At 75.0% G+C, this 19,520-nt stretch carries 11 protein-coding genes; 4 read left to right on the top strand and 7 right to left on the bottom strand.

The annotated features are described in order from the left end of the window. Positions 1–2: 2 nt before the first annotated feature. Both ACFVDM_RS30555 and ACFVDM_RS30550 read left to right on the top strand, forming a co-directional pair. Positions 3–4,268 (top strand): DUF5682 family protein, encoded by a 4,266-nt coding sequence (locus ACFVDM_RS30555; protein WP_383647924.1) that lies wholly within the window; start codon positions 3–5, stop codon positions 4,266–4,268. Further along, positions 4,265–6,289, top strand: coding sequence for a hypothetical protein (locus ACFVDM_RS30550; RefSeq protein WP_383647921.1), 2,025 nt, complete (start codon positions 4,265–4,267; stop codon positions 6,287–6,289). The genes ACFVDM_RS30555 and ACFVDM_RS30550 overlap by 4 nt, the downstream gene beginning before the upstream one ends. A 34-nt stretch (positions 6,290–6,323) precedes the next feature. On the opposite strand, the gene ACFVDM_RS30545 is transcribed toward ACFVDM_RS30550, so the two are convergent. From ACFVDM_RS30545 to ACFVDM_RS30515, 7 genes are all read right to left on the bottom strand, one after another. Continuing rightward, positions 6,324–7,358, bottom strand: a complete 1,035-nt coding sequence (locus ACFVDM_RS30545; protein ID WP_383647918.1) for a 3-oxoacyl-ACP synthase III family protein — start codon at positions 7,356–7,358, stop codon at positions 6,324–6,326. Positions 7,359–7,491: 133 nt separating this feature from the next. Beyond that, positions 7,492–8,832 (bottom strand): glutamine synthetase family protein, encoded by a 1,341-nt coding sequence (locus tag ACFVDM_RS30540; protein ID WP_383647915.1) that lies wholly within the window; start codon positions 8,830–8,832, stop codon positions 7,492–7,494. 141 nt (positions 8,833–8,973) lie between these two features. Beyond that, positions 8,974–10,908, bottom strand: coding sequence for a histidine decarboxylase (locus tag ACFVDM_RS30535; RefSeq protein WP_383647912.1), 1,935 nt, complete (start codon positions 10,906–10,908; stop codon positions 8,974–8,976). Further along, positions 10,905–11,681 carry an ABC transporter ATP-binding protein gene (locus ACFVDM_RS30530; RefSeq protein WP_383647910.1) on the bottom strand — a complete coding sequence of 259 codons (777 nt, stop codon included), beginning with the start codon at positions 11,679–11,681 and terminating at the stop codon, positions 10,905–10,907. Before ACFVDM_RS30530 ends, ACFVDM_RS30535 begins: the two co-directional genes overlap by 4 nt. 11 nt (positions 11,682–11,692) lie before the next feature. Continuing rightward, the gene (locus tag ACFVDM_RS30525; RefSeq protein ID WP_383647908.1) at positions 11,693–13,588 is read right to left on the bottom strand and encodes a dipeptide/oligopeptide/nickel ABC transporter permease/ATP-binding protein; all 1,896 of its coding nucleotides are present in this window, start codon (positions 13,586–13,588) and stop codon (positions 11,693–11,695) included. A 2-nt stretch (positions 13,589–13,590) separates the two neighbouring features. Then, the gene (locus ACFVDM_RS30520; protein ID WP_383647905.1) at positions 13,591–14,559 is read right to left on the bottom strand and encodes an ABC transporter permease; all 969 of its coding nucleotides are present in this window, start codon (positions 14,557–14,559) and stop codon (positions 13,591–13,593) included. A gap of 12 nt (positions 14,560–14,571) precedes the next feature. Continuing rightward, positions 14,572–16,146, bottom strand: coding sequence for an ABC transporter substrate-binding protein (locus ACFVDM_RS30515; protein ID WP_383647902.1), 1,575 nt, complete (start codon positions 16,144–16,146; stop codon positions 14,572–14,574). Between the two features lie 494 nt (positions 16,147–16,640). Between ACFVDM_RS30515 and ACFVDM_RS30510 the strand changes: the two genes are divergently transcribed. Both ACFVDM_RS30510 and ACFVDM_RS30505 read left to right on the top strand, forming a co-directional pair. Then, entirely contained in the window at positions 16,641–16,964 is a 324-nt protein-coding gene (locus tag ACFVDM_RS30510; RefSeq protein WP_383647899.1) for a DUF5132 domain-containing protein, read from the top strand. Between the two features lie 194 nt (positions 16,965–17,158). Then, on the top strand, positions 17,159–19,465 hold the full coding sequence (locus ACFVDM_RS30505; RefSeq protein ID WP_383647896.1) for an ATP-binding cassette domain-containing protein: 2,307 nt from the start codon (positions 17,159–17,161) through the stop codon (positions 19,463–19,465). Positions 19,466–19,520: the final 55 nt, after the last annotated feature.

Below are 19,520 nucleotides of genomic sequence, written 5' to 3'. Positions count from 1 at the left end.
GGATGAGCCAGTCGTTGACGGCCGGGCCCGCCGTTCCCGAGGCCGCGGTGGCGGCGCTCGCGGCGACGGGCCCGGGGGCACCGTTCCTGATCGGTGTACGCCACCACGCGCCCTCGCTGGCGGCGGCGCTCCCGGCGCTGCTGGACGAGGCCGCCCCGGATGTCCTGCTCGTCGAACTGCCCGGCGAGTTCCAGCCCTGGCTGGGTTTCCTCGCCCATGAGGAGACCCGGGCCCCGGTCGCCCTGGCCGCCGTCCCCGCCACCGGGGCCGGCCCCGGGACACCGGGCGAACGGGGCCCGGCCTTCTACCCGTTCGCCGACTTCTCGCCCGAACTGGTGGCGCTGCGCTGGGCGGCGCGGAACGGCGTCCCGGCCGTGGCCTGCGATCTCCCGTTGGCCGACAGGGCCTGGGCGGAGGGCGGTTCCGCCGCCCCCGCCCCGTCCCCCGCCCCCGAGACGGCGGCCGCGGAGGGCGACGGCCTCACCGACGCCCTCCGGTCCGGGCTCACCGGCCGCGACGGCGACGACCTCTGGGACCGCCTCGTCGAGGCCCACGCCCCGGGCTCGGCACCCGAGTCGATCCGTCGTGCCGCGCTGCTCACCGGCTGGGCGTTGCGTCGCGAGGCGGAGGCCCGAGACGGGGTGTCCCGTACGGACCGGGCGCGCGAGGCCCGGATGCGCCGGCACATCGCCGAGGCACTGGCGGACGGGCGGCGGCCCGCCGTGGTGGTGGGGGCCTTCCACACCCCGGCCCTCCTGCCCGCCGGTACGGACGCGCTGACCCCGGCGTCCGACGGGCCGGGGACCCCGTCGTACGACGTGCCCGGAACCCCGGCGTACGACGGGCCGGACACCGGACCCGGACCGCACGGGACCGGCCCGGCCGGCGACCCCACGGCCGGGCCGCCCGCCGACGGCCGGCCGGGGACGACCGTCCACGAGCCGACCATCCACGAGCCGACCGGCGACGAGTCGACCGCCCGTGAGTCGGACGCCCGTGGGTCGGACGTCCGTGGGTCGGACGTCCGCACGGACGGCCCTGCCGGGGACGCGGCATGCACGGTCTCCCTCGTTCCGTACACCTACGCCCTGCTCGACTCGCGCTCCGGATACCCGGCCGGGATCCGGGACCCCGAATGGCAGCACACCGTCCTCGACGCCGCCGGGGACCCGGCCGCGCTGGACGAGGCGCTGGTCCGTACGGCGGTCCGGGTCTGCGCCGCGTTGCGGGAGCAGGGCCATCCCTACGGACCGGCGGACGGACGCGAGGTCGTCCGGGTGGCCGGCGACCTGGCCCGGTTGCGCGGACTGCCCGCCCCGGGACGTGGCGAACTCCTGGAAGCCGTGCAGACGGTGCTGGGACGCGGCGAGACCTACGGCACCGGACGCGCCGTCGCCCAGGCCCTCGAACGCGTGCTCGTCGGGGACCGGACGGGGCGGCCCACACCCGCCGCCCCGCGCGGTGGCCTGGGACCCGCCGTCGAGGCCGAGACCGAGGCCCTGTCCCTTCCCGGGCCGGACGACGCGCACGCCAAGCAGCCGCGCGACCTCCGGCTGGACCCGGCCCGCTCCGTTCTCGACCGGCGCCGCGAACTGCTGCTGCGCAGACTCGCGGTGTGCGGCATTCCGTACGCCGAGGAGCAGGGGGTGACCGGTGCGGCGGGCACCGAGGGGATCACCACGCGCTGGCAGGTCCGGTGGACCCCCGCGACCGCCGCGATGCTCACCGCGGCCGGGGTCCGCGGCGTCACCGCGGCCCAGGCGGCCGAGGGCACGCTGCGGCAGCGCCACGCGGCCGAGCGCCGGGCGGGCGGCCCGACGTCCGCCGAGGTCGTCCGCGGCCTCACCGACTCCGCCGAATGCGGGCTCCCCGCCCTCGCCGACGAACGGCTCGCGGAGCTGGCATCCGTGCTCCCGTCGAGCGGTACCCTGCCCGAACTCCTCGCCGGGCTCGCCCTGTTGGACCGCATCGACGCGGGCCACCTGCCGGTCACGGCCGCGCCCGACGACGCCCCGGTCCCCGGTGGCACAGACACAGAAACAGACACAGAAACAGACACGGTCCGGGCCGGGCGGACCGGCCGGACGGCCGAGATGCTGACCTCCGCCGCGGTCCGCCAGGTGGAGGGGCTGACCGGTTCGGAGGAGCCCGAGGACGCCCGTGCCCTGCTCGAACTGGCCCAGCGGGCCGACCGGCTGGGCGGGATCCGGCTCACCGCCGCCCTCGCCCGGCTCGCCGCCGACGGCACCCCGCTGATCGCGGCGGCCGCCGGAGCGATCAGGGTGCTCATGGGGCACGAGGACGCCGACGGCTTCGGCGGACGCGTTGCCTCCTGGGTGGACGGCGCCGTGGACAGCGCCTCCCGGTCCGCGCTCACCGCCCGCCTCACCGGCGTCCTGACCGTGGCCGGCCCGCTCCTGACCGTCGTCGGCGACGCCCTGGACCCCTTGCTCCGCCGGGTCGTCGAGCTGGACGACGCGGCGTTCCTCGCCAGGCTGCCCGCGCTGCGCGGAGGCTTCGACACCCTGAGCCCGGCGGCCCGCGACCGCCTCCTGGACATGGTCGAGGAACGCCTCGGCGAACGGGTCGGCACCCTCGACGCGGACGATCCGGCCGAACTGGCCCGCCGCACGGCCGCCGACCTCACGGCCCGTACGCTCCTCGCCGCCCTGGACCTGCCGGTCCCACCACCCCCGGCGGACGCGTCGGCGGACGACCCGCAGGAAGCGGCGCCCGGTCCGGGCACGCCCGAGGGAGCGTCTCCGTCGGACGCATCGGACGCATCGGACGCATCGGACGCATCGGACGCATCGAACGCATCGGACGCATCGGACGCATCCGACGCATCGGACGCGTCGGCAGGGGAGCCGGGCACCGGTAACGTGCCTGCGGGCACGTCCGGTTCAGGGGCATCGGCCGGGTCGCCGGTCACCGGCGGTTCCGCCGACACTCCGGCGGAAGGGCCGCGCGACGGTGCTGCGGCCGAGTCCCCGGAAACGGCCGACTCGCCCTTGGAGACGTCCCGTCCGGGTGCGCCGGGGAACGCGGCGGCCACCGATCCGGGCGACGAGGCGTCGCCCGGCGCGACGTCCGGCCGGTCCGCCGGAGCGGGCCGCGGGGGAGTGCGCGTGAGCGAGGGCGGCGCGGTGCGGGCGCTGGTGCCCGCCGACCGGTGGCGGCTGGTGCTCGGGCGCAGGCCGGAGCAGATGGCGGCGGGGGCGGCCCGGCTGGCGACCGCGTTGGACGAGCTGTACGGCGCGGGACACGGGGAGGGCTCCCGTGGCGGTCTGCCGGGGACCGGGCGGCCGGGTACGCGCGGCGGGCGTGAACCGTCGTTCCCCGGGGTGCGCGAGTGGTCCGAGGAGCTGGCCGCGCTGTTCGGCCCCGGTGTCCGGGAGGAGGTCCTGGCCGCCGCGGCCGGGACGGGACGGCAGGACGTGCTGACCGAGCTGGACCCGGCTGCCGCCACCCCGTCCGTGGAGCTGCTGCGGACGATCCTGCGGTACGCCGGCGGGCTCCCCGAAGCCCGGATCGCGGCGCTCCGGCCCCTGGTGCGCCGACTGGTCGAGGAGCTGACCCGTCAGCTCGCCACCCGACTGAGGCCCGCGCTCACCGGCTCGATGACGGCCCGGCCGACCCGCCGCCCGGGAGGCCGGCTGGACCTGCCGCGTACGCTGCGGGCCAACCTGGCGACCGCCCGGCGGACGGCGGACGGCACGGTCCAGGTGATCCCCGAGAAACCGGTGTTCCGCAGCCGGGCCCGCCGGTCGGCGGACTGGCGGCTGATCCTGGTCACCGACGTCTCCGGATCGATGGAGGCGTCCACGATCTGGTCCGCGCTGACCGCGTCCGTCCTGGCGGGCGTGCCCACGCTGAGCACCCACTTCCTGGCGTTCTCCACGGAGGTCGTCGACCTCACCGACCATGTGCACGACCCCCTCTCGCTCCTTCTGGAGGTGAGCGTGGGCGGCGGCACACACATCGCCGCCGGGCTGCGGCACGCCCGCAGTCTGATCACGGTGCCGACACGCACCCTCGTCGTGGTCATCAGCGACTTCGAGGAGGGGGCGCCGCTCGGCGGTCTGCTGTCCGAAGTGCGGGCCCTGGTGACCACCGGCTGCCATGTGCTCGGATGCGCGAGCCTCGACGACGCAGGCCGGCCGCGCTACTCGACGGGCATCGCCGGGCAGCTCGTGGCCGCCGGAATGCCCGTGGCGGCGCTCAGCCCGCTCGAACTGGCCCGCTGGATCGGGGAGAAGACCGCATGACCGACGCCCTGCTGCCCTCCGTCGCACCCGAGGTGACGGCCTCGCTCGTGGAGGACCTCTCGCCCCGGCTGCGCAAGCGCCTGGACGCGGCGGTCGCCAAGCTCGCCGCCCGGCCGGTGCACCGGGACGGGGACACGGTGACCGTCGCGGTCGACGACGACACCGAGTTGCGCCTGCACGCCCCCGGCGGCTTCGTGGCCACCGCGGACGCCATCACCTGCGGCTGCCTGCTCGCCCCCGCCTGCGTCCACCGCGCCGCCGCCGCATGCACCGCCCCCGCGGCCGAACCGACGGAAGAACCGGAGGAGGAGCCGACGGCGGATTCGCCCCGGGGACAGGAGACACGACCGGCTCAGGGACAGCAGACGCAACCGGCCCAGGGGCAGACGGCGGATCCGGGGACGGAGCCAGGTGCGGAGCGGGTGGCCGACACGACCGCCGCCTCCCCGCCGCATACGGTGTCGGACCGGGCCGCGGAGTCCGCCGCCCCGTCGGCCGGCCCCGCCCACGAGCCCGACCGCTCGCCGGCCGCGGACGGCGCGCCCCCGGCCCCCGCCCCGGACGCCGCCCCCGGCACCGACGTGGCGACCCGCGCCCAACGCGATGCGGCCGCCGCGCTGTGGTCGGCCGGGGCCGCCGTGCTGGAGGCGGGGGTCGACGGGGCCGGTGCCGTCACCCAGGCGGTGCTGCTCCGCGCCGCGCACACGGCCAGGCTCCGGCAGCTGCACCGTGCCGCCGGCGCGGCGATCTCCGTCGTCACGCTGCTGCGCGCGGCCCGCGCCGGGGACCCGTCCTACCGCACCGCCGATCTGGTCACGGCCCTGGGCGAACTCCTGGGCACCGCACACCGGGTGGAGCGGGCGACCGGGGCCGAGCTCGCCGCCGTGCGCGGCCGGGCCCGCCGCCCGTACAGCCCGGACGGCTCGCTGCGCCTCTACGGACTGTTCACCGAACCCGTGGTCACCGATTCGGGACTCGGCGGCGTCCGCACCTGGGTCGCCGGAGCCGACGGCCGCCTCTTCACGGTCGGGGACGTCGCACCGGGCGGCGTCGGGCGCGCCGTGGGTGTGGCGGACCGGGCCGTACGCCTGGGGGACAGCGCGGTCACCCACCGGGAACTGGGCCGTGCCGGTCTGGCCGTCTCCGGGGCGACCGTCTCGCCGGACGGCAGACTGGGCGCCGGGAAGAACGTCAAGGCCGTCACCGCGCGGGGCGTCGCGTGGACGGAGGCGCCGCTCGCCGCGCTGTGGCGGACCCCGCCGGCCCGGCAGGCCGCCCGCGCCCTGCGGTCCACCGCCCGCTACACCGAACCGGCCGGAGGAGGCAGCGATCTGCTGTTCCTGGACGTCGAACTGCTCGGCGCCGTACAGGAACCGGCCGGTGCCTGTCTCCTCGTACGGTGCGAAGGCGGAGGCCCCGTCCTCCGGCTGGCCGCGGCCGACGACGAGCCCGCCCTGGCCCACCGCGACAATCTGACGCTGCTGGCCTCGGCGCCGGGGACACGGCTGAGGATCATCGGCCGGATGGTCCCCGCCCTCCACCCCCGGCTCGCACTCCTCGCCTGCTCGCACCCCACTGGAGACGGCACGGTCGACCTCGGCCTCGACCGGCTGAGCCGCGCCGACATCCCCGCCCGGACCACCGCCGTACCCGCGGCGCACGGCCCGTCCGCCCCGGCGCACCACGGCGTCACCGACACGCACTCGCCGCTGTATCTCCTGGAGCGCCGTGTGGAACAGGCGGTCACGGCGGGGCGTGCCGCCCTCGGCATGCTCGGCGACCTCGGCGACGAGGCGCGCAGGATCCGGCGCGGCGGGCTTCCCACGGCCGCCGGTCTCCTCACCGCCCTCGGGGCCTCGGCCGCCGAGCGGGGGCGCGACTCCTTCGGACGGCTGCTGCCCGCCGACACCGACGGCTTCGCCACCCACTGGCTTGCCGCCGCCCGGTACACGGCCGCCGTGTCCGAGGCCCTGTGCGCGGCGGCCTGGGATCCGGAGCCGGCCCTGGAGCGGCCTGCGTAGCCCGGCCGCCGAGGGGCGGCCGGGCGGGGCCGGTTCAGGCGTGGCGCAGACAGAGCGATCCCCACTGGAATCCCGCGCCGATGGCCGAGAGCACATAGGTGTCGCCCGGGAGCAGTTCGCCCCGGGCGCGGGCGGCGTGCAGCGCGGTGAACGCCCCGGCCGAACCGGTGTTGCCCAGCCGGTCCACGGTGATGGGGGCCCGGTCGTGGGGGACGCCGAGGGCGGTCAGGGCGGCGTGGACGATGTTCAGATTGGCCTGGTGCAGGAAGAAGTGGCGGATCTCGTCGACCGGCAGACCGGCCCGCCCGGCCGCGTTCGCGATGCTCTCCGGCAGCCGGACCGTCGCGGTGTTCCAGACGGCGCGGCCGTCCATGAACAGGTAGTGGTCCCCGGCGGCGACCGTGGCGGCGGTCGTGGGCCGCCGGGAGCCGCCGGCGGGGATCTGGACGTCGTACGACAGCTGCGAGCCCAGGTCGTAGGAGAGCAGGCCCGCTCCCGGGGTGTCGGAGCGGGCCAGGACCACGGCCGCCGCGGCGTCGCCGAAGAAGACCCCGGCCGTCCGGTCGGCGGGGTCGGTGACCCGCGAGGCGCAGTCGGCGGCGAGGAGCAGAACCGTGGTGATCGACGGATTCTGCAGCAGATGGGCGGCGATCAGCAGCGCCTGGATACCGGAGGCACAGGCGGCCTGGGTGACGTCCAGCGCCAGGGCGCGGTCAGCGCCCAGCGCCTCCTTGACGATCAGCGCGGTGGAGACGAGCGGCTGGTCGCCGGTGTAGCTGGCGACGATCACCGCGTCCAGCCGGGCCGGGTCGGTCCCCGAGGACTCCAGGGCCGGAAGGGCGGCGGCGACACACATGTCGGACGTCGCCAGCCGCGGATCGAGCCGCCGGCGTTCACGGATGCCGGTGCGGCTGGTGATCCAGGCGTCGCTGGTGTCCAGGGTGCGGGTGAGCTCCTGGTTGGTGACGACCCGTGGCGGCAGGTGCACCCCGGTGCCGGCCACCGCGAACGGCACGGCCAGCGCGGCACCGGTCTGGTGGGACAGCGTCCTGTCCGGCGCGAGGGTCATGCCGCCGTGCTCCGCCCGCGTGCGGTCGGTCCACCTCGGAGAGCTGCCATGGTTCCGTATCCATTCGTCGGTTCATGAGAGGCCCGGCCCACACGCCGGGGAGAACGAGCGGTCGCGTACGCACGCGACCGGGTCAGTACCGCCAGCGGACGGCTTCCACGATGCCCGCGTCCGTGGACTGCGCGAACAGCTCGGCCTCCGCCCGCCGCACCGCCAGCACCGCCTCGTACAACTGAGGGCCGAACGCCTCGCGGAGCAGTACGGACTTCTCGTACGCGTCGATCGCCTCGGGCAGCGACGCCGGGAGGCGCTCGGCGAGATCCAGCGAGGCCGGGTCGGCGGTGGTCTCGGGCGGGAGCGACGGGCCGGCGTCCAGACCGGCCGTCCCGGCGGCGAGCACCGCCCCCAGCGCCAGATACGGATTGGCCGCCGCGTCGAAGCACTTCAGCTCGGCGTTGGCCTGCCCGGATTCCGACCCGGTGATCAGACGCAGCGCCGCCTCGCGGTTCTCCAGCCCCCAGCAGCGGTACGCCCCCGCCCAGTGGGACGGGACGAGCCGCAGGTACGAGGCCGCGGTGGGCGCGCCCACCGCGATCAGGGCCGGGAGTTCGGCGAGGACACCGGCGAGGAAATGCTCCGCCTCGGGGTGCAGACCGTGCCGGCCGGATCCGCCGTGGGCCAGGTTGCGGCCGTCGCGCCAGAGGCTCAGATGGAGGTGGCCCCCGTTGCCGACGGCACCCTCGGTGAAGACGGGCGCGTAGGAGACCCGCAGACCGTGCCGGGCGGAGACCGCGCGGACGGTGTGCCGGACGAGCATCGTCGTGTCGGCCGCCTCCACCGGTCCCTCGGCGGCCACCGAGACCTCGAACTGCCCCGCGCTGTACTCGGGGTGGAGCTGGAGCACGGACAGACCCTGGGCGGTGAGCGCGCGCATGACGTCGCGGAGGTAGTCCGACAGCTCGACGAAGCGCGTCATCCCGTACGCGGGACCCACCGTGGCCGGGGCCCCGGACGCGTCGGCCACGATCCACTCCACCTCGATGCCGGCCCGGACCGAGAGACCGCGCCGCTCCAGCTCCCCGACGGTCTTCCGGGCGAAGAGGCGCTGGCAGCCGGGGTGCGGGGTGCCGTCCTGGCGGAGGCGGTCGGCGGGCGCCCAGGCCCAGCCGGGCTGGGCGTGCAACGGGGTGAGCCGGTCGAGGTCGGGGACGAGGCGCAGATCGCCCACCGGCCCCCCGCCGTCCGGGTAGTCGGTGATGGAGTCGTCCACCAGGAAGACGTCGAAACAGGGTGCGGCGCCGACCCCGTACGCGGCGGCGTGTTCGAGCTGGGCGAGCGGGACGGACTTGACCCGGGTGATCCCGGCGTTGTCGACCCAGCCGAACACCACCCCGTCGATTCCATCGGCGGCGAGCCGGGCAGCGGTCCGGCGGGCCCGGTCGGCCCGTTCCGCTCGGGTGTGCTTGATGATCATTCCTCCATGCTTGCGTCAACGCCCCCTGGGCGACGACTGGTTGGTGATGAGTTCACCCGTCCGTGAACGGGGGCGGCGGTGAGGTGACCCCGCGGGTCCCGGGCCTTCGCGGCCCGCACCGCGCGCGGTGTCCGAGGCCGTTCAGGGACGGGCGGACACGGCCCGCCGGGCCCCGGGAAGGGCCGTCCGCGCGGCGGGCACGGAGGCCGGGCGGGGGACCGCGGTGAAGTCCCTCACCAGATCGTCGACCAGGGCGTCGACCCGCTCCCTGGTGACCGAGGACATCAGGAAGACATGCGCGTACGCGCGCGGACCCGCCGGATCCTCCGGGTCGGTCAGGACGTCCTGGCAGGACAGCGACCACTTCGCCACCGTCGCGTCACCGGGCCGGCGGAAGCGGACGGTGATCGCCCCGGGGCTGCGCGCCGCCCACAGATCGATGCCGTGCGTCGCCCTCAGCCCGTCGAGCCGTTCCAGCAGATAGCCGCTGAGCCGCTGGGCTCTCCTGATCAGCGCGATCTGGTCCTCGTAGGAATGCCGCGCCAGATGGTCCCAGAGCATCAGCGGGGAGAGCCCGTTGCGCGAACCGGCGAACGTGGTGTCCCGGGTGTCGATGTACGGGGCTCGCGCGGGCGGCCTCAACTGGTACTTCACCTTCGTCATGTAGATCCCGCACGGCCACGGCGCCCCGGGCCACTTGTGCCCGCTCATCGCGATCGACGCCACCATGTCCACCCCGCGCCCCGTCACGGGGCTCGTCGGCGTCAGCCCGAAGTCGAAGGCGGGCAGGTCGAGATCGGCCGGATCGGTTCCGCACGGACCGTCACCGGGCGGGGTGCCGGGACCGGGACCGTCGGCGGAGGGACCGGCACCGGTCGGAGCGGAGGAACCGGCGTCCGGCGCCCGCCCCGCCCCGTCCTTCCGCTCGCGCGCCATGCGCACGAACGGCACGTACGCCGCCCCCAGCGCGCCGTCCACATGGATCCAGAAGCGCCGGCGGCGTTCGGTGATCCGCTCCCCGGTCTCCGGGTCCGTGCCGAGGTCGAGGACCCCGTCCACCATGCCGTACCGCTCGAACACCGGCAGCAGCCGCGCGCACACCGTGTCGACCTCGTCGTGCGCCCCCTTGAACGTGCTGCCGAGATTGAGGCTGATCAGCACCGGATGGCCCCGGCCGGCGAAGAAGTCGACCAGCTTCACCAGCGCGTCCACGTCGATCCGGCCGCTGCCGTCGCCGGGGCCGCCCGAGGGACCCGGCTCGCAGGGCACCTCGCGCGGCCAGGGCAGCGCCGCACCGCCCGCGTCGGTGAGCGGGCAGTCCCCGGGCCCGTACAGGGACTCGGCCACGTCGTGGAAGGTCTCGATGCCCAGGACGCGCACGGCCTTCGCGACCGAGTAGTGGGTGTCCTCGGAGTAGAACGCCACCGGGCGGAACGCGACCGGCCGCTCCGCACACGCCGGGGCGCGGACCGGGGCGGGACCCGCCGCCCCGACCCGCTCCGGCCGCAGCAGCGGCTTGCCGCCGAGGTAGTCGCGGGCGTTCCACAGTCCGTACATGTTGCCCTCGGTGGAACCCATGGACAGCACATAGCCCCAGTACGACTCGCCGTTCTCCGGGTCGTGCGGCCAGGCGGCGTTCCACAGGGCCGCGTAGTAGTCCAGGACGGCCCGCTCGACGACCTTGGTGTTCAGCTTGTACCCGCCGCTGCGAAAGGGGTCGCCGAGGTTGTTGATGTTGTTCGGCATGAACCGGGCGAGATCCAGCACGGTGTCCCGCATGTCCTGCGTGGCCTGGTAGCCGAGGAAGTGGTCCCGCCGTTCCGCGAGGTACAGCTCCAGCGCGCAGATCGCCCCGCGCCGCCGCGCGGCGCCGAGCCCGTCCGGCGACAGCGCGAAGTCACCCGTCCGCAGACCCGGTTCGGAGACGTACGCGGCCGAGGGGTCCCGCACCGGACGGCTGACCGGCCACGGCGGATCCCCGGCGGTCCACCACCCCCCGGGAGACGGCTCCCCGGGCCCGTGCCCGCCGTCCGGGCCGGACGGGAACTGCTGCGGACAGTGCGGGACTTCGGTCACGGGGGACTCCGATCGGGCAGGGGCGGGCGCAGACTCGGCACGGCGGCGAGCAGCTCCCGGGTGTACGGGTGCCGGGGGGCGCGAAGCAGGACGTCCGTGGCCGCGGTCTCGACGATCCGGCCGTGCCGCATCACCGCCACCCGGTCCGAGACATGGCACACGGCCGGCAGATTGTGGCCGATGAACAGCATCGACAGACCCAGCCGCCGCTGGAGCGACCGGACGGTGTTGAGGACGGCGGCCTGCACCGAGACGTCGAGCGCGGAGGTCATCTCGTCGGCGATCAGCAGGCCGGGCCGGACGGCCAGGGCGCGGGCGATGGCGACCCTCTGGCGCTGGCCGCCGGACAGATCGCGCGGCAGCCGGTCGGCCAGCCCGGGGTCCAGGCCGACCAGTTCGAGCAGTTCGGCGACCCGCGCGTCGCGCGCGGACCGGTCCAGCCGTTCGAAGACGGTGGCCGCCTCGACGAGCGTGCTCCGGACCGTCGACCGGGGATCCAGGGCGGTGTCCGGGTCCTGGAGCACCACTTGGACCAGTCGGGCCAGCCGTCGCCGGCCGCGTACGGTACGCGTCCGCACCTCCCGGCCGTCGACCAGGATCCGGCCCGCGTGAGCGGGGAGCAGGCCGACGACCGCGCGCGCCAGGCTCGACTTCCCGGAACCGGATTCGCCCACGAGCCCGAGCGTGGTGCCCGACGCGATCTCCAACGAGACCCCCGCCACGGCGGTGCGCGGCCCGGACCGGCCGGGGTGGCGGACGGTGAGGTCACTCACCCGGAGGCACGTCATGAGTTCACCGCCGCCCCGTCGTCCACCGGTACCGGGGACCAGCACGCGACCCGATGGCCGGCGGCCGGTTCCACCGTCGGCGGGGCCTCCTCGGCACACCGCTCCACCCGGCGCGGACAGCGCGGCGCGAAGGGGCACCCCGGCGCCGGCGCGCGGAGGTCGGGCGGCGGCCCCGGGACCGTCGGCAGCGGTGTGTCCCGGTCGGCGGTGAGCGCCGGGACCGACGCGACCAGGGCCCGGGTGTACGGGTGCCGGGCGCCGTCGGCCAGACGGTCGGCGGGCAGTGCCTCGACGACGGTGCCCGCGTACATCACCAGGACCCGTTCGCAGAACTCGCCCACCAGCGCGATGTCGTGACTGATGAACAGGACCGCCGTGCCGTCCTCCCGGCGGATGCCGGTGAGCAGCCGGAGGATCTGCCGCTGCACGGTGGTGTCGAGGGCGGTCGTCGGTTCGTCCGCGATGATCAGCCCCGGCCGGGTCATCAGCCCCGCCGCGATCATGACGCGCTGCCGCTGCCCGCCGGACAGCTGGTACGGACGGACCCGCAGCAGCGCGGGGTCCAGTCCGACCCGGCGCAGCGCCTGCGCCGCCTGCCGCAGCGCCTCGGTGCGGCCCGCCCCGCGATGGGTCCGGACGGCCTCGGTCAGCTGGGTGGAGATCCGCAGCGCCGGGTTGAGCGCCGACGCCGGGTTCTGGAAGACCAGGGCCAGGCCGGTCCCGAGATGCCGGTCCCGCTCCTTGCGGGACAGGGAGGCGGGATCGGTCCCGAGCACCCGCAGCGTGCGCCGCGACGTCCGGGCGCCGTACGGCAGCAGATCGGCGACGGCCAGCGCGGTGAGCGACTTGCCGGACCCCGACTCCCCGACGAGACCCACCGCCTCGCCCCGCCGCAGCGACAGAGTCACCCCGCGCACCGGCCGGACCGGGCCGTCCGGAGTCGGGAGTTCGACCCCGAGGTTCTCCACGCACAGGACCTCGTCGTCCTCGGCGGGACCGTTCGCGAGGCCCGCGGAACCGCCCCCGGTGGGGCGGCGCGGGCCGGGCAGCCGGGCGGGGATCCGGGGGGCCGGTCCGCGTCCCGCCACCCGCCCGGCCAGCACCTCACCGAGCAGTTGGAAGGCGAGGGCCGCGTAGAGGACAGCCAGCCCCGGGGCGAGCGCGGGCAGCGGTTCGGCGTAGATCCGGTCCAGGCCCTGGCTCAGCAGCTGCCCCCAGTCGTAGCCGGGCGGCTGCACGCCCAGGCCCAGGAAGCTCAGCCCGGAGAGGGCGACCAGCGAGGTGCCCGCCGCCGTGGTGATGCTCAGCAGAAGCGGTTCGGCGATGTTCGGCAGGACATGACGCGCCAGCAGCCGCAGGCGGCGCAGACCGAGGACCCGGGCCGCCGCGAGGTGGTCGGTGCCCGCGACACCGGCGGCCAGGGTCTGGGCGAGGCGGGCGAAACCCGGGACACCGGCCACCGCGAGCGCCAGCATCGCCCCGGTCGCCCCCGCGCCGAGCACCACCGCGAGGAACATCGCGACCAGCAGCGCCGGAAACGCCAGCAACAGCGTGATCAGTCCCGCGACCAGCCGGCGGGTCCGAGGGCCGAGCACGGCCGTGGAGGCCCCGAGCGCGATGCCCGCGCCCGCGCCCAGCAGATCGGCCCCCAGTGCCAGCAGCAGCGAGGGCCGGGCCGCCGCCAGCACCCGGGCGAGCAGATCGCGGCCCAGGTTGTCGGTGCCGAAGGGGTGCGCCGCGGACGGGCCCTGGAGCACGGCCGAGGGGTCCGGCCGCTCGGCCTCCGCTCCCCAGAACAGGGGGCCGGCCACGGCGACCGCGAACAGCGAGGCGAGCATGAGCGCGGTCAGCCAGGCCATGGGCGAACGCAGCAGCCGGACGCGAGGGCTCATCGTCACATCTCCCGGATCGCCGAGCGGGGATCGAGCACGGCCAGCACCACGTCGACCAGCAGCCCGGCCAGCAGTACCGAGGTGCCCAGCACCAGCACCATCGCCTGGACCACCGGATAGTCCTGCGCGACCACGGACTGGGCCAGTGCGGAGCCGATGCCGGGCCATGCGAAGACCTTCTCGACCAGCACGGTTCCGGCGATCAGCGCGGGCAGCAGGCTGCCGGCCACGGTGAGCGCGGCGGTGGCCGTGTTCGGCGCCGCGTGGCGCAGCAGCCGGCGCGCGGGGGAGAGCCGTCTGCCACGGGCGGTGCGCATGAAGTCCTCACCGAGAACCCTCAGCGCCTCCACCCGCACGACGCGCAGCAGGACGGCGGTGGGGGCGAGGGAGAGCGCGAGGACCGGCAGGACGAAGGACTCGACGCCCGCCGCACCGGCCACCGGGAGCAGTTGGAGCCCCACGGCGAGCAGCGCGGTGAGCCCGGCGGCCAGCACGAAGTCGGGGACGCCGGCCAGTCCGGCGGTGCCCACGGCGAAGGCCAGTTCGCTGCGCGGGCGGCGGCCGTCCCGGGTGCGCAGGGCGGCGAGCAGTCCGCCGGGCAGGGCCACGGCGAGGGTGGCCAGGAAGGAGAGGCCGGCGATCTCCAGGGTGGCGGGCAGCCGGGTGCGGACCAGTTCCGCCACCGGGGTGCCGGAGACCAGGGAGGTGCCGAGCTCGCCGTGGAGCAGCCCGCCGAGGTACTGCCGGTACTGGGAGAGCAGCGGCGCGTCGAGCCCCAGGGCGTGGCGGCGGGCGGCGACGAGGCCGGGGGAGGCGTCGACGCCCAGCGCGGCCCGCACCGGGTCACCGGGCACGAGCCGGATCATCGCGAAGGAGGCGGTGAGCACCACCGCGAGGGAGAGCAGCAGCCGTGCGCCGCGACGGCCGAGGAACACCGTCCAGGGGTGCCGCAGCAGGGGAAGTACGGACATGGGGGCCCCGGATCACTGGTGGAGGCGGATGCTGGTGGGCACCAACTGGCCGCCGAACGTGGTGGTGAACGTGGTGCGGTGGCCGTACACCCCGCTGCGGCCCTCCGCGACGGGCAGCGCGTCGGCCGAGCGGAAGAGTGCGGCGGCGGCCCGGTTCCAGGTGGAACAGCCCGAGGTGTCGGTCTCGCGCAGGGCGCGGGCCACCAGGGCGTCGTACGCGGGATTGGCGACCCCGGCGAAGTTCAGGCCCCGGGCCGGGGCCGGACCGGAGAAGAACGGGATGAAGCCGACCGGCAGCGCGAACCCCGGGGTGCTGCCGATCACCACGTCGAAGTCGGCCGTCCGGTACATGGCGTTGACCAGGGCCGGCAGGCTCTCGGTGACCAGTTCGACCTCGGCGCCCAGCTCCGTCCACTGCCGGGCCATCAGCTCCGCGACCGAGGCCAGCGTCGGGCCCAGGTCGGCGCTGGTGATCAGCCGTAGCCGCAGCGGTCGGCCGTCCCGCGTGAGCGGGCCGTCGCCGGCCCGGGTCCATCCGGCGCGCCGCAGGGCGCGGGCGGCGTCGTAGGAGGGGAGATGGGCGTCGGCGAGCGCCGCGTGGCAGACGGCGCCCACCGCGCCGAAGTCGCCCGCGGGGCTGCCCCGGCCGCCGACGGCGACATTGGCGAGTCCCTGCCGGTCCAGCCCGGCGACCAGGGCGCGGCGCAGCACCGGATCGGCGAGCGCCCGGCCGGGGCGCTGATTGAAGAAGGTCAGCCCGACCACGGAGGTCACCTCGGTGGCGGACAGGCCGTGCCCGTCCAGCCGGGACCGGTCCGGTCCGCTCACATGCGCGATCTCGATGCCGCCGGTGAGCAGCAGATTGGCCGCCGTCGAGGTCTGCGGCACCACCGTGAGCACCAGGCGCTCGGGCAGGCCCCGTGCGGCCGTCGTCGCCCCGGCGGGGCCCCAGTCGTATCCCTCCCGCACGGTGAACTCGTAGGGCCCGCCCGGGGTGTAGCGGGTCAGGACGTACGGCCCGGTGCCCTGGGTGGTGCGCTCCAGTAGTCCGGGGCGGTCGAGACCGGCGGGGCAGACGATCGGCAGCAGACCGACGGTGCGGACGAGGAACGGGAACGGGGCGGCGGTCCGTACGGAGACGGTGCCGGCCCGGTCGTCGGCGGACGCGGTGAACGGGACGTTCGGCAGGACGGTCTGGGCGCCCGCGAGCTGGTGGTCCGGATCGCTCGCGTAGGTGAGGGCCCGGGAGACCGCGGAGGCGGTGAGACGGGTGCCGTCGGAGCAGGTGACGCCGGGGCGGAGGGTGAAGGAGGCGGTGGTGGCCGTGGCGTGCCAGGAGGTGGCCAGACCGGTGACCGGGGTGCCGTCGGGGGCGAGGCCGACCAGGGAGTCGTAGGCGTAACGGGCCTGGGAGGCGCCGAAGGCGGAGTACGGGTCGAAGCTCGGTGTCTCGCTGGACTCGGCGATCCGGACGGTGCCGCGGTCCACCAGCGGGGTGGTCGTGGAGGAGGTGGCGCCGCTGCCGCATCCGCTCAGCGCGGCGGCGAGCGCGGCCGCCAGGACGACCGGTGGGGTACGTCGGGGCATGGCGCCATCGTGCCACCGGCGCCGGGGCACTCGGTGCCAACTGGCGTGTGCGTCAAGCGCGTTCGATACGGCCGAACTGCCCGCCCACCGGGCCGGGAGCGGCCGGGGGAGGTGCGGCCGGGGCGATGCGATTCATCCGTTCGGGGTGCGGTGCACCGGGTGCCGTGGGGATGACGGAAAGGGGATTCGCGAAGATGATAATCCGATAAACCTATGGGTGGGTTCGGCGCCTGCGAGGAAACAGGTGACGGGGGAGAAGTCAAGGAGCACTCACACGAGTGAATCGAACGACATCCATTTGGCTCAGGCGGTTGTGGTTCGACTACCGTGATCACAGGGTCGGACGGCGCATGCCGGTGATTCGAGAATCCGATTCGGCGGATGAATCCTCAATTCCGAGATGGAATGCTTCCATCCGCCCGGCTCCGCACCGCTCCGTTGTCCGCGGGGCCCGGGTTCCCTGTCATTTCCATGCGTAGAGAGGACGGAGCATCATGCCTCCCGTAGTACCGCCCTTCCTGGTCGGCCTCATCGTCGCGCCACTGGCCAAGCGCCTGATCAAGCCACTGGTGCGTGGTGTCGTCAAGACGTCCGTCGGCATCGCGATGGAGGTGAAGAAGGCGGCCCACGAGGCCGGGGAGAACATCCACGATCTCGCGGTCGAGGTGGCCGCCGACGTCGTCGCCACACAGATGGCCGCCGGCGAGATCGACATTCCCTCGCCCGACGACCGCCATGCCGGGGGCGAGACCCCGGGTGCGGCCAAGGGCGACGCGAAGACCCCGAAGATCCGGGCGACCGCCGCCAAGGCGCACTGAAGGTCCCGTTAAGGACCTGAGGCCGTCGCCGGACACACAGACCGAATGATTTCGGCCGAATGTGTGCGGGCGGCGGCCGATCGCGGGCCGTTCCACTTTCCTTTTCCGCCGATCAAGAATTCCCGCTCCGTCGCTCCGCTCCGTCGAATTCCCGACAGATTTCCGCGACCTCCGCGAACAGGTGACCGTTACACATGCCATCGCTCCTCGATGCCCCGGCCGGACTCCGCCCCGTCGAACGGGGAGCGAGCCCGCGCTCGGTCACCCCGGGCCGCCAGCGCTGGGACGTCGGGCTGGTGCTCGGACGGCCCCGGTCGGCCGAGATCCTCGCCGCCGCGCTGCGCCGCGTCCCCGGGATCACCGAGGCCGGCGCCAACCCGGTCACCGGCAGGGTGCTCGTCCGGCACGACGTACGCATGGGCGCGGCGGAGGTCGGCCGGATCGTCCGCCGTGCGGTCGCCCTCGTCGCCGAGCGCGCGGCCGGTGCGGAGCACCGGACCCCGGCCCGGCCGGCCCCCGTCCCGGCCCCGAGGACCGACATCGGCACCGTCGCCCGGCCGGTGATCGCCGTCGGCGGGGGCATCGCGGCCGGAATCGCCCTCGTCAAGGGCTCCGCGCTGAGCAGGCACCTGGTGGCGGCCGGGGGTGTGGCCGCGGCCACCGCCGCCGTCCTCCGCAAGGGCTGGCGCCGCACCACCGAGGTCTCCCGCACGGCGACCGGGTCGGACGGGGACGAGGCCGGACGCCATCCCCTGCTGGAGATCATCGGCCCCCACCGCGGCCGCCTCTACCGCGCCGCCGCGCTCTCCGTCGCCTGCCAGATTTCCGAGATGGCGCTCGGCACCTTCCTCGGCTGGACCGGCCTCGTCCTCATCAAGGGCGAGGCGGCCCCCCTCGTCGGACTGGGCCTCACCACGGCCACGGCCCAACTCTGGGGCCTGGCCGGACTGGTGGCCGCCGCCTGCGCCGCCGTCGCCGGCCTCTCGTACGCCTCCACCCTCCAGTGGCGCCGGCTCGGCCAGGACATCGAGCACGACTGGCGGGGCCGCACGTACCGGCACGTCCAGCATCTTGAGATGGAACACCTGGAGGGCGAACGGACCAGCAGGATCGCCGGGGCGCTCACCAACGACGTGGGCCAGCTCGGCGCCTTCTTCGCCGGCCCGGCCAACGACATCCTCCAACTCGCCACCAGCCTCGCCCTGCTGGTGCCCGCCTTCCTGTTCCTGGCACCGCAGATCGCCTGGATCGCCTTCCTGCCCATCCCGGTCATCGCCTGGCTCTCGCTCGACCACCGGTCCCGCGCCGCCGCCGACTACGCCGTCGCCGGGGAATGCCGGACCAGGCTCGGCAGCCAGGTCATCAACTCCCTGGAGGCCGGAGCCACCGTCAAGAGCTTCTGCACCGAGGAGTACGAGGCCGACCGCATCGACACCCTCGGCGAAGAGGTCCGCGACAGCAGCCACGCGACCGACCGCACCACCTCCCGCCACGCCGAGACCGTCCGCGCCTGCACCACCGCCTCCATGGCCGGGATCCTGCTCATCGGCGGACGCTCCGTCCTCAACGGCACCCTGCGCTTCGAGGTGTTCAGCCCGCTGATCGGACTGCCCCAGATGCTGCTGATGCGGATGAGCCGGCTCGGCGGCATCGCCGACCAGTACCAGCGCACCCTCACCTCCTACGACCGGGTCCAGCGACTGCGCGCCCTGCCCGTCGAGACCGATGACGGCGACATGCCGCTCGACCCCGGCCGGGTCCGGGGCGAACTCGTCCTCGACGGCGTCACCTTCGCCTACCCCGGCCGCCCCGCCGCGCTGGACGACCTCTCGCTGACCGTCCCCGCCGGGCAGGTCACCGCCCTGGTGGGCGCCACCGGCTCCGGCAAGACGACCATCGCCAAACTGCTGATGCGCTTCCAGGACGCCGAATCCGGCACCGTACGGCTCGACGGCCGGGACATCCGGGGGCTGCGCCGCCACGATCTGCGCCACGCCATCGGCTTCGTCGCCCAGGACCCGTTCCTCTTCGACGGCACGCTCGCCGACAACATCCGCTACGGCAGCTTCCACGCCACCGACGAGGCCGTCGTCCAGGCCGCGACCATGGCCGAGGCGCACCCCTTCATCGCCGCCCTCCCCGACGGCTACGACACCCTCATCGGGGAGCGCGGCGCCGCGCTCTCCGGCGGCCAGCGCCAGCGCATCGCCCTGGCGCGCGCGATCCTCAAGGACTCACCGGTCGTCATCCTCGACGAGGCCACCTCCGCCGTCGACAACGAGACGGAGGCCGCCATCCAGCGCACCCTGCGCAGTTTCGCGGCCGACCGCACCATGATCGTCATCGCCCACCGTCTCTCCACGGTCCGCCATGCCGACCGCATCTACGTCATGGAACAGGGCGGTGTCGTCGCCGAACAGGGCACCCACGACGAACTCGTCGCCCGGCAAGGCCTCTACGCATCCCTCTGGCAGCTCCAGGCCGGCGACATCGCAGCCTGACGCGCACCGCGTCCCGCCCGCCCCCACACCCCCGCAGAAGAACGCCGCTCCGCCG

The sequence above is a fragment of the Streptomyces sp. NPDC057682 genome (assembly GCF_042799575.1).
In the GTDB taxonomy this organism is placed as follows: Bacteria; Actinomycetota; Actinomycetes; order Streptomycetales; family Streptomycetaceae; genus Streptomyces.
Note: the sequence above shows the minus strand (reverse complement) of the source record. Positions and strands in the feature narration are given on the sequence as shown.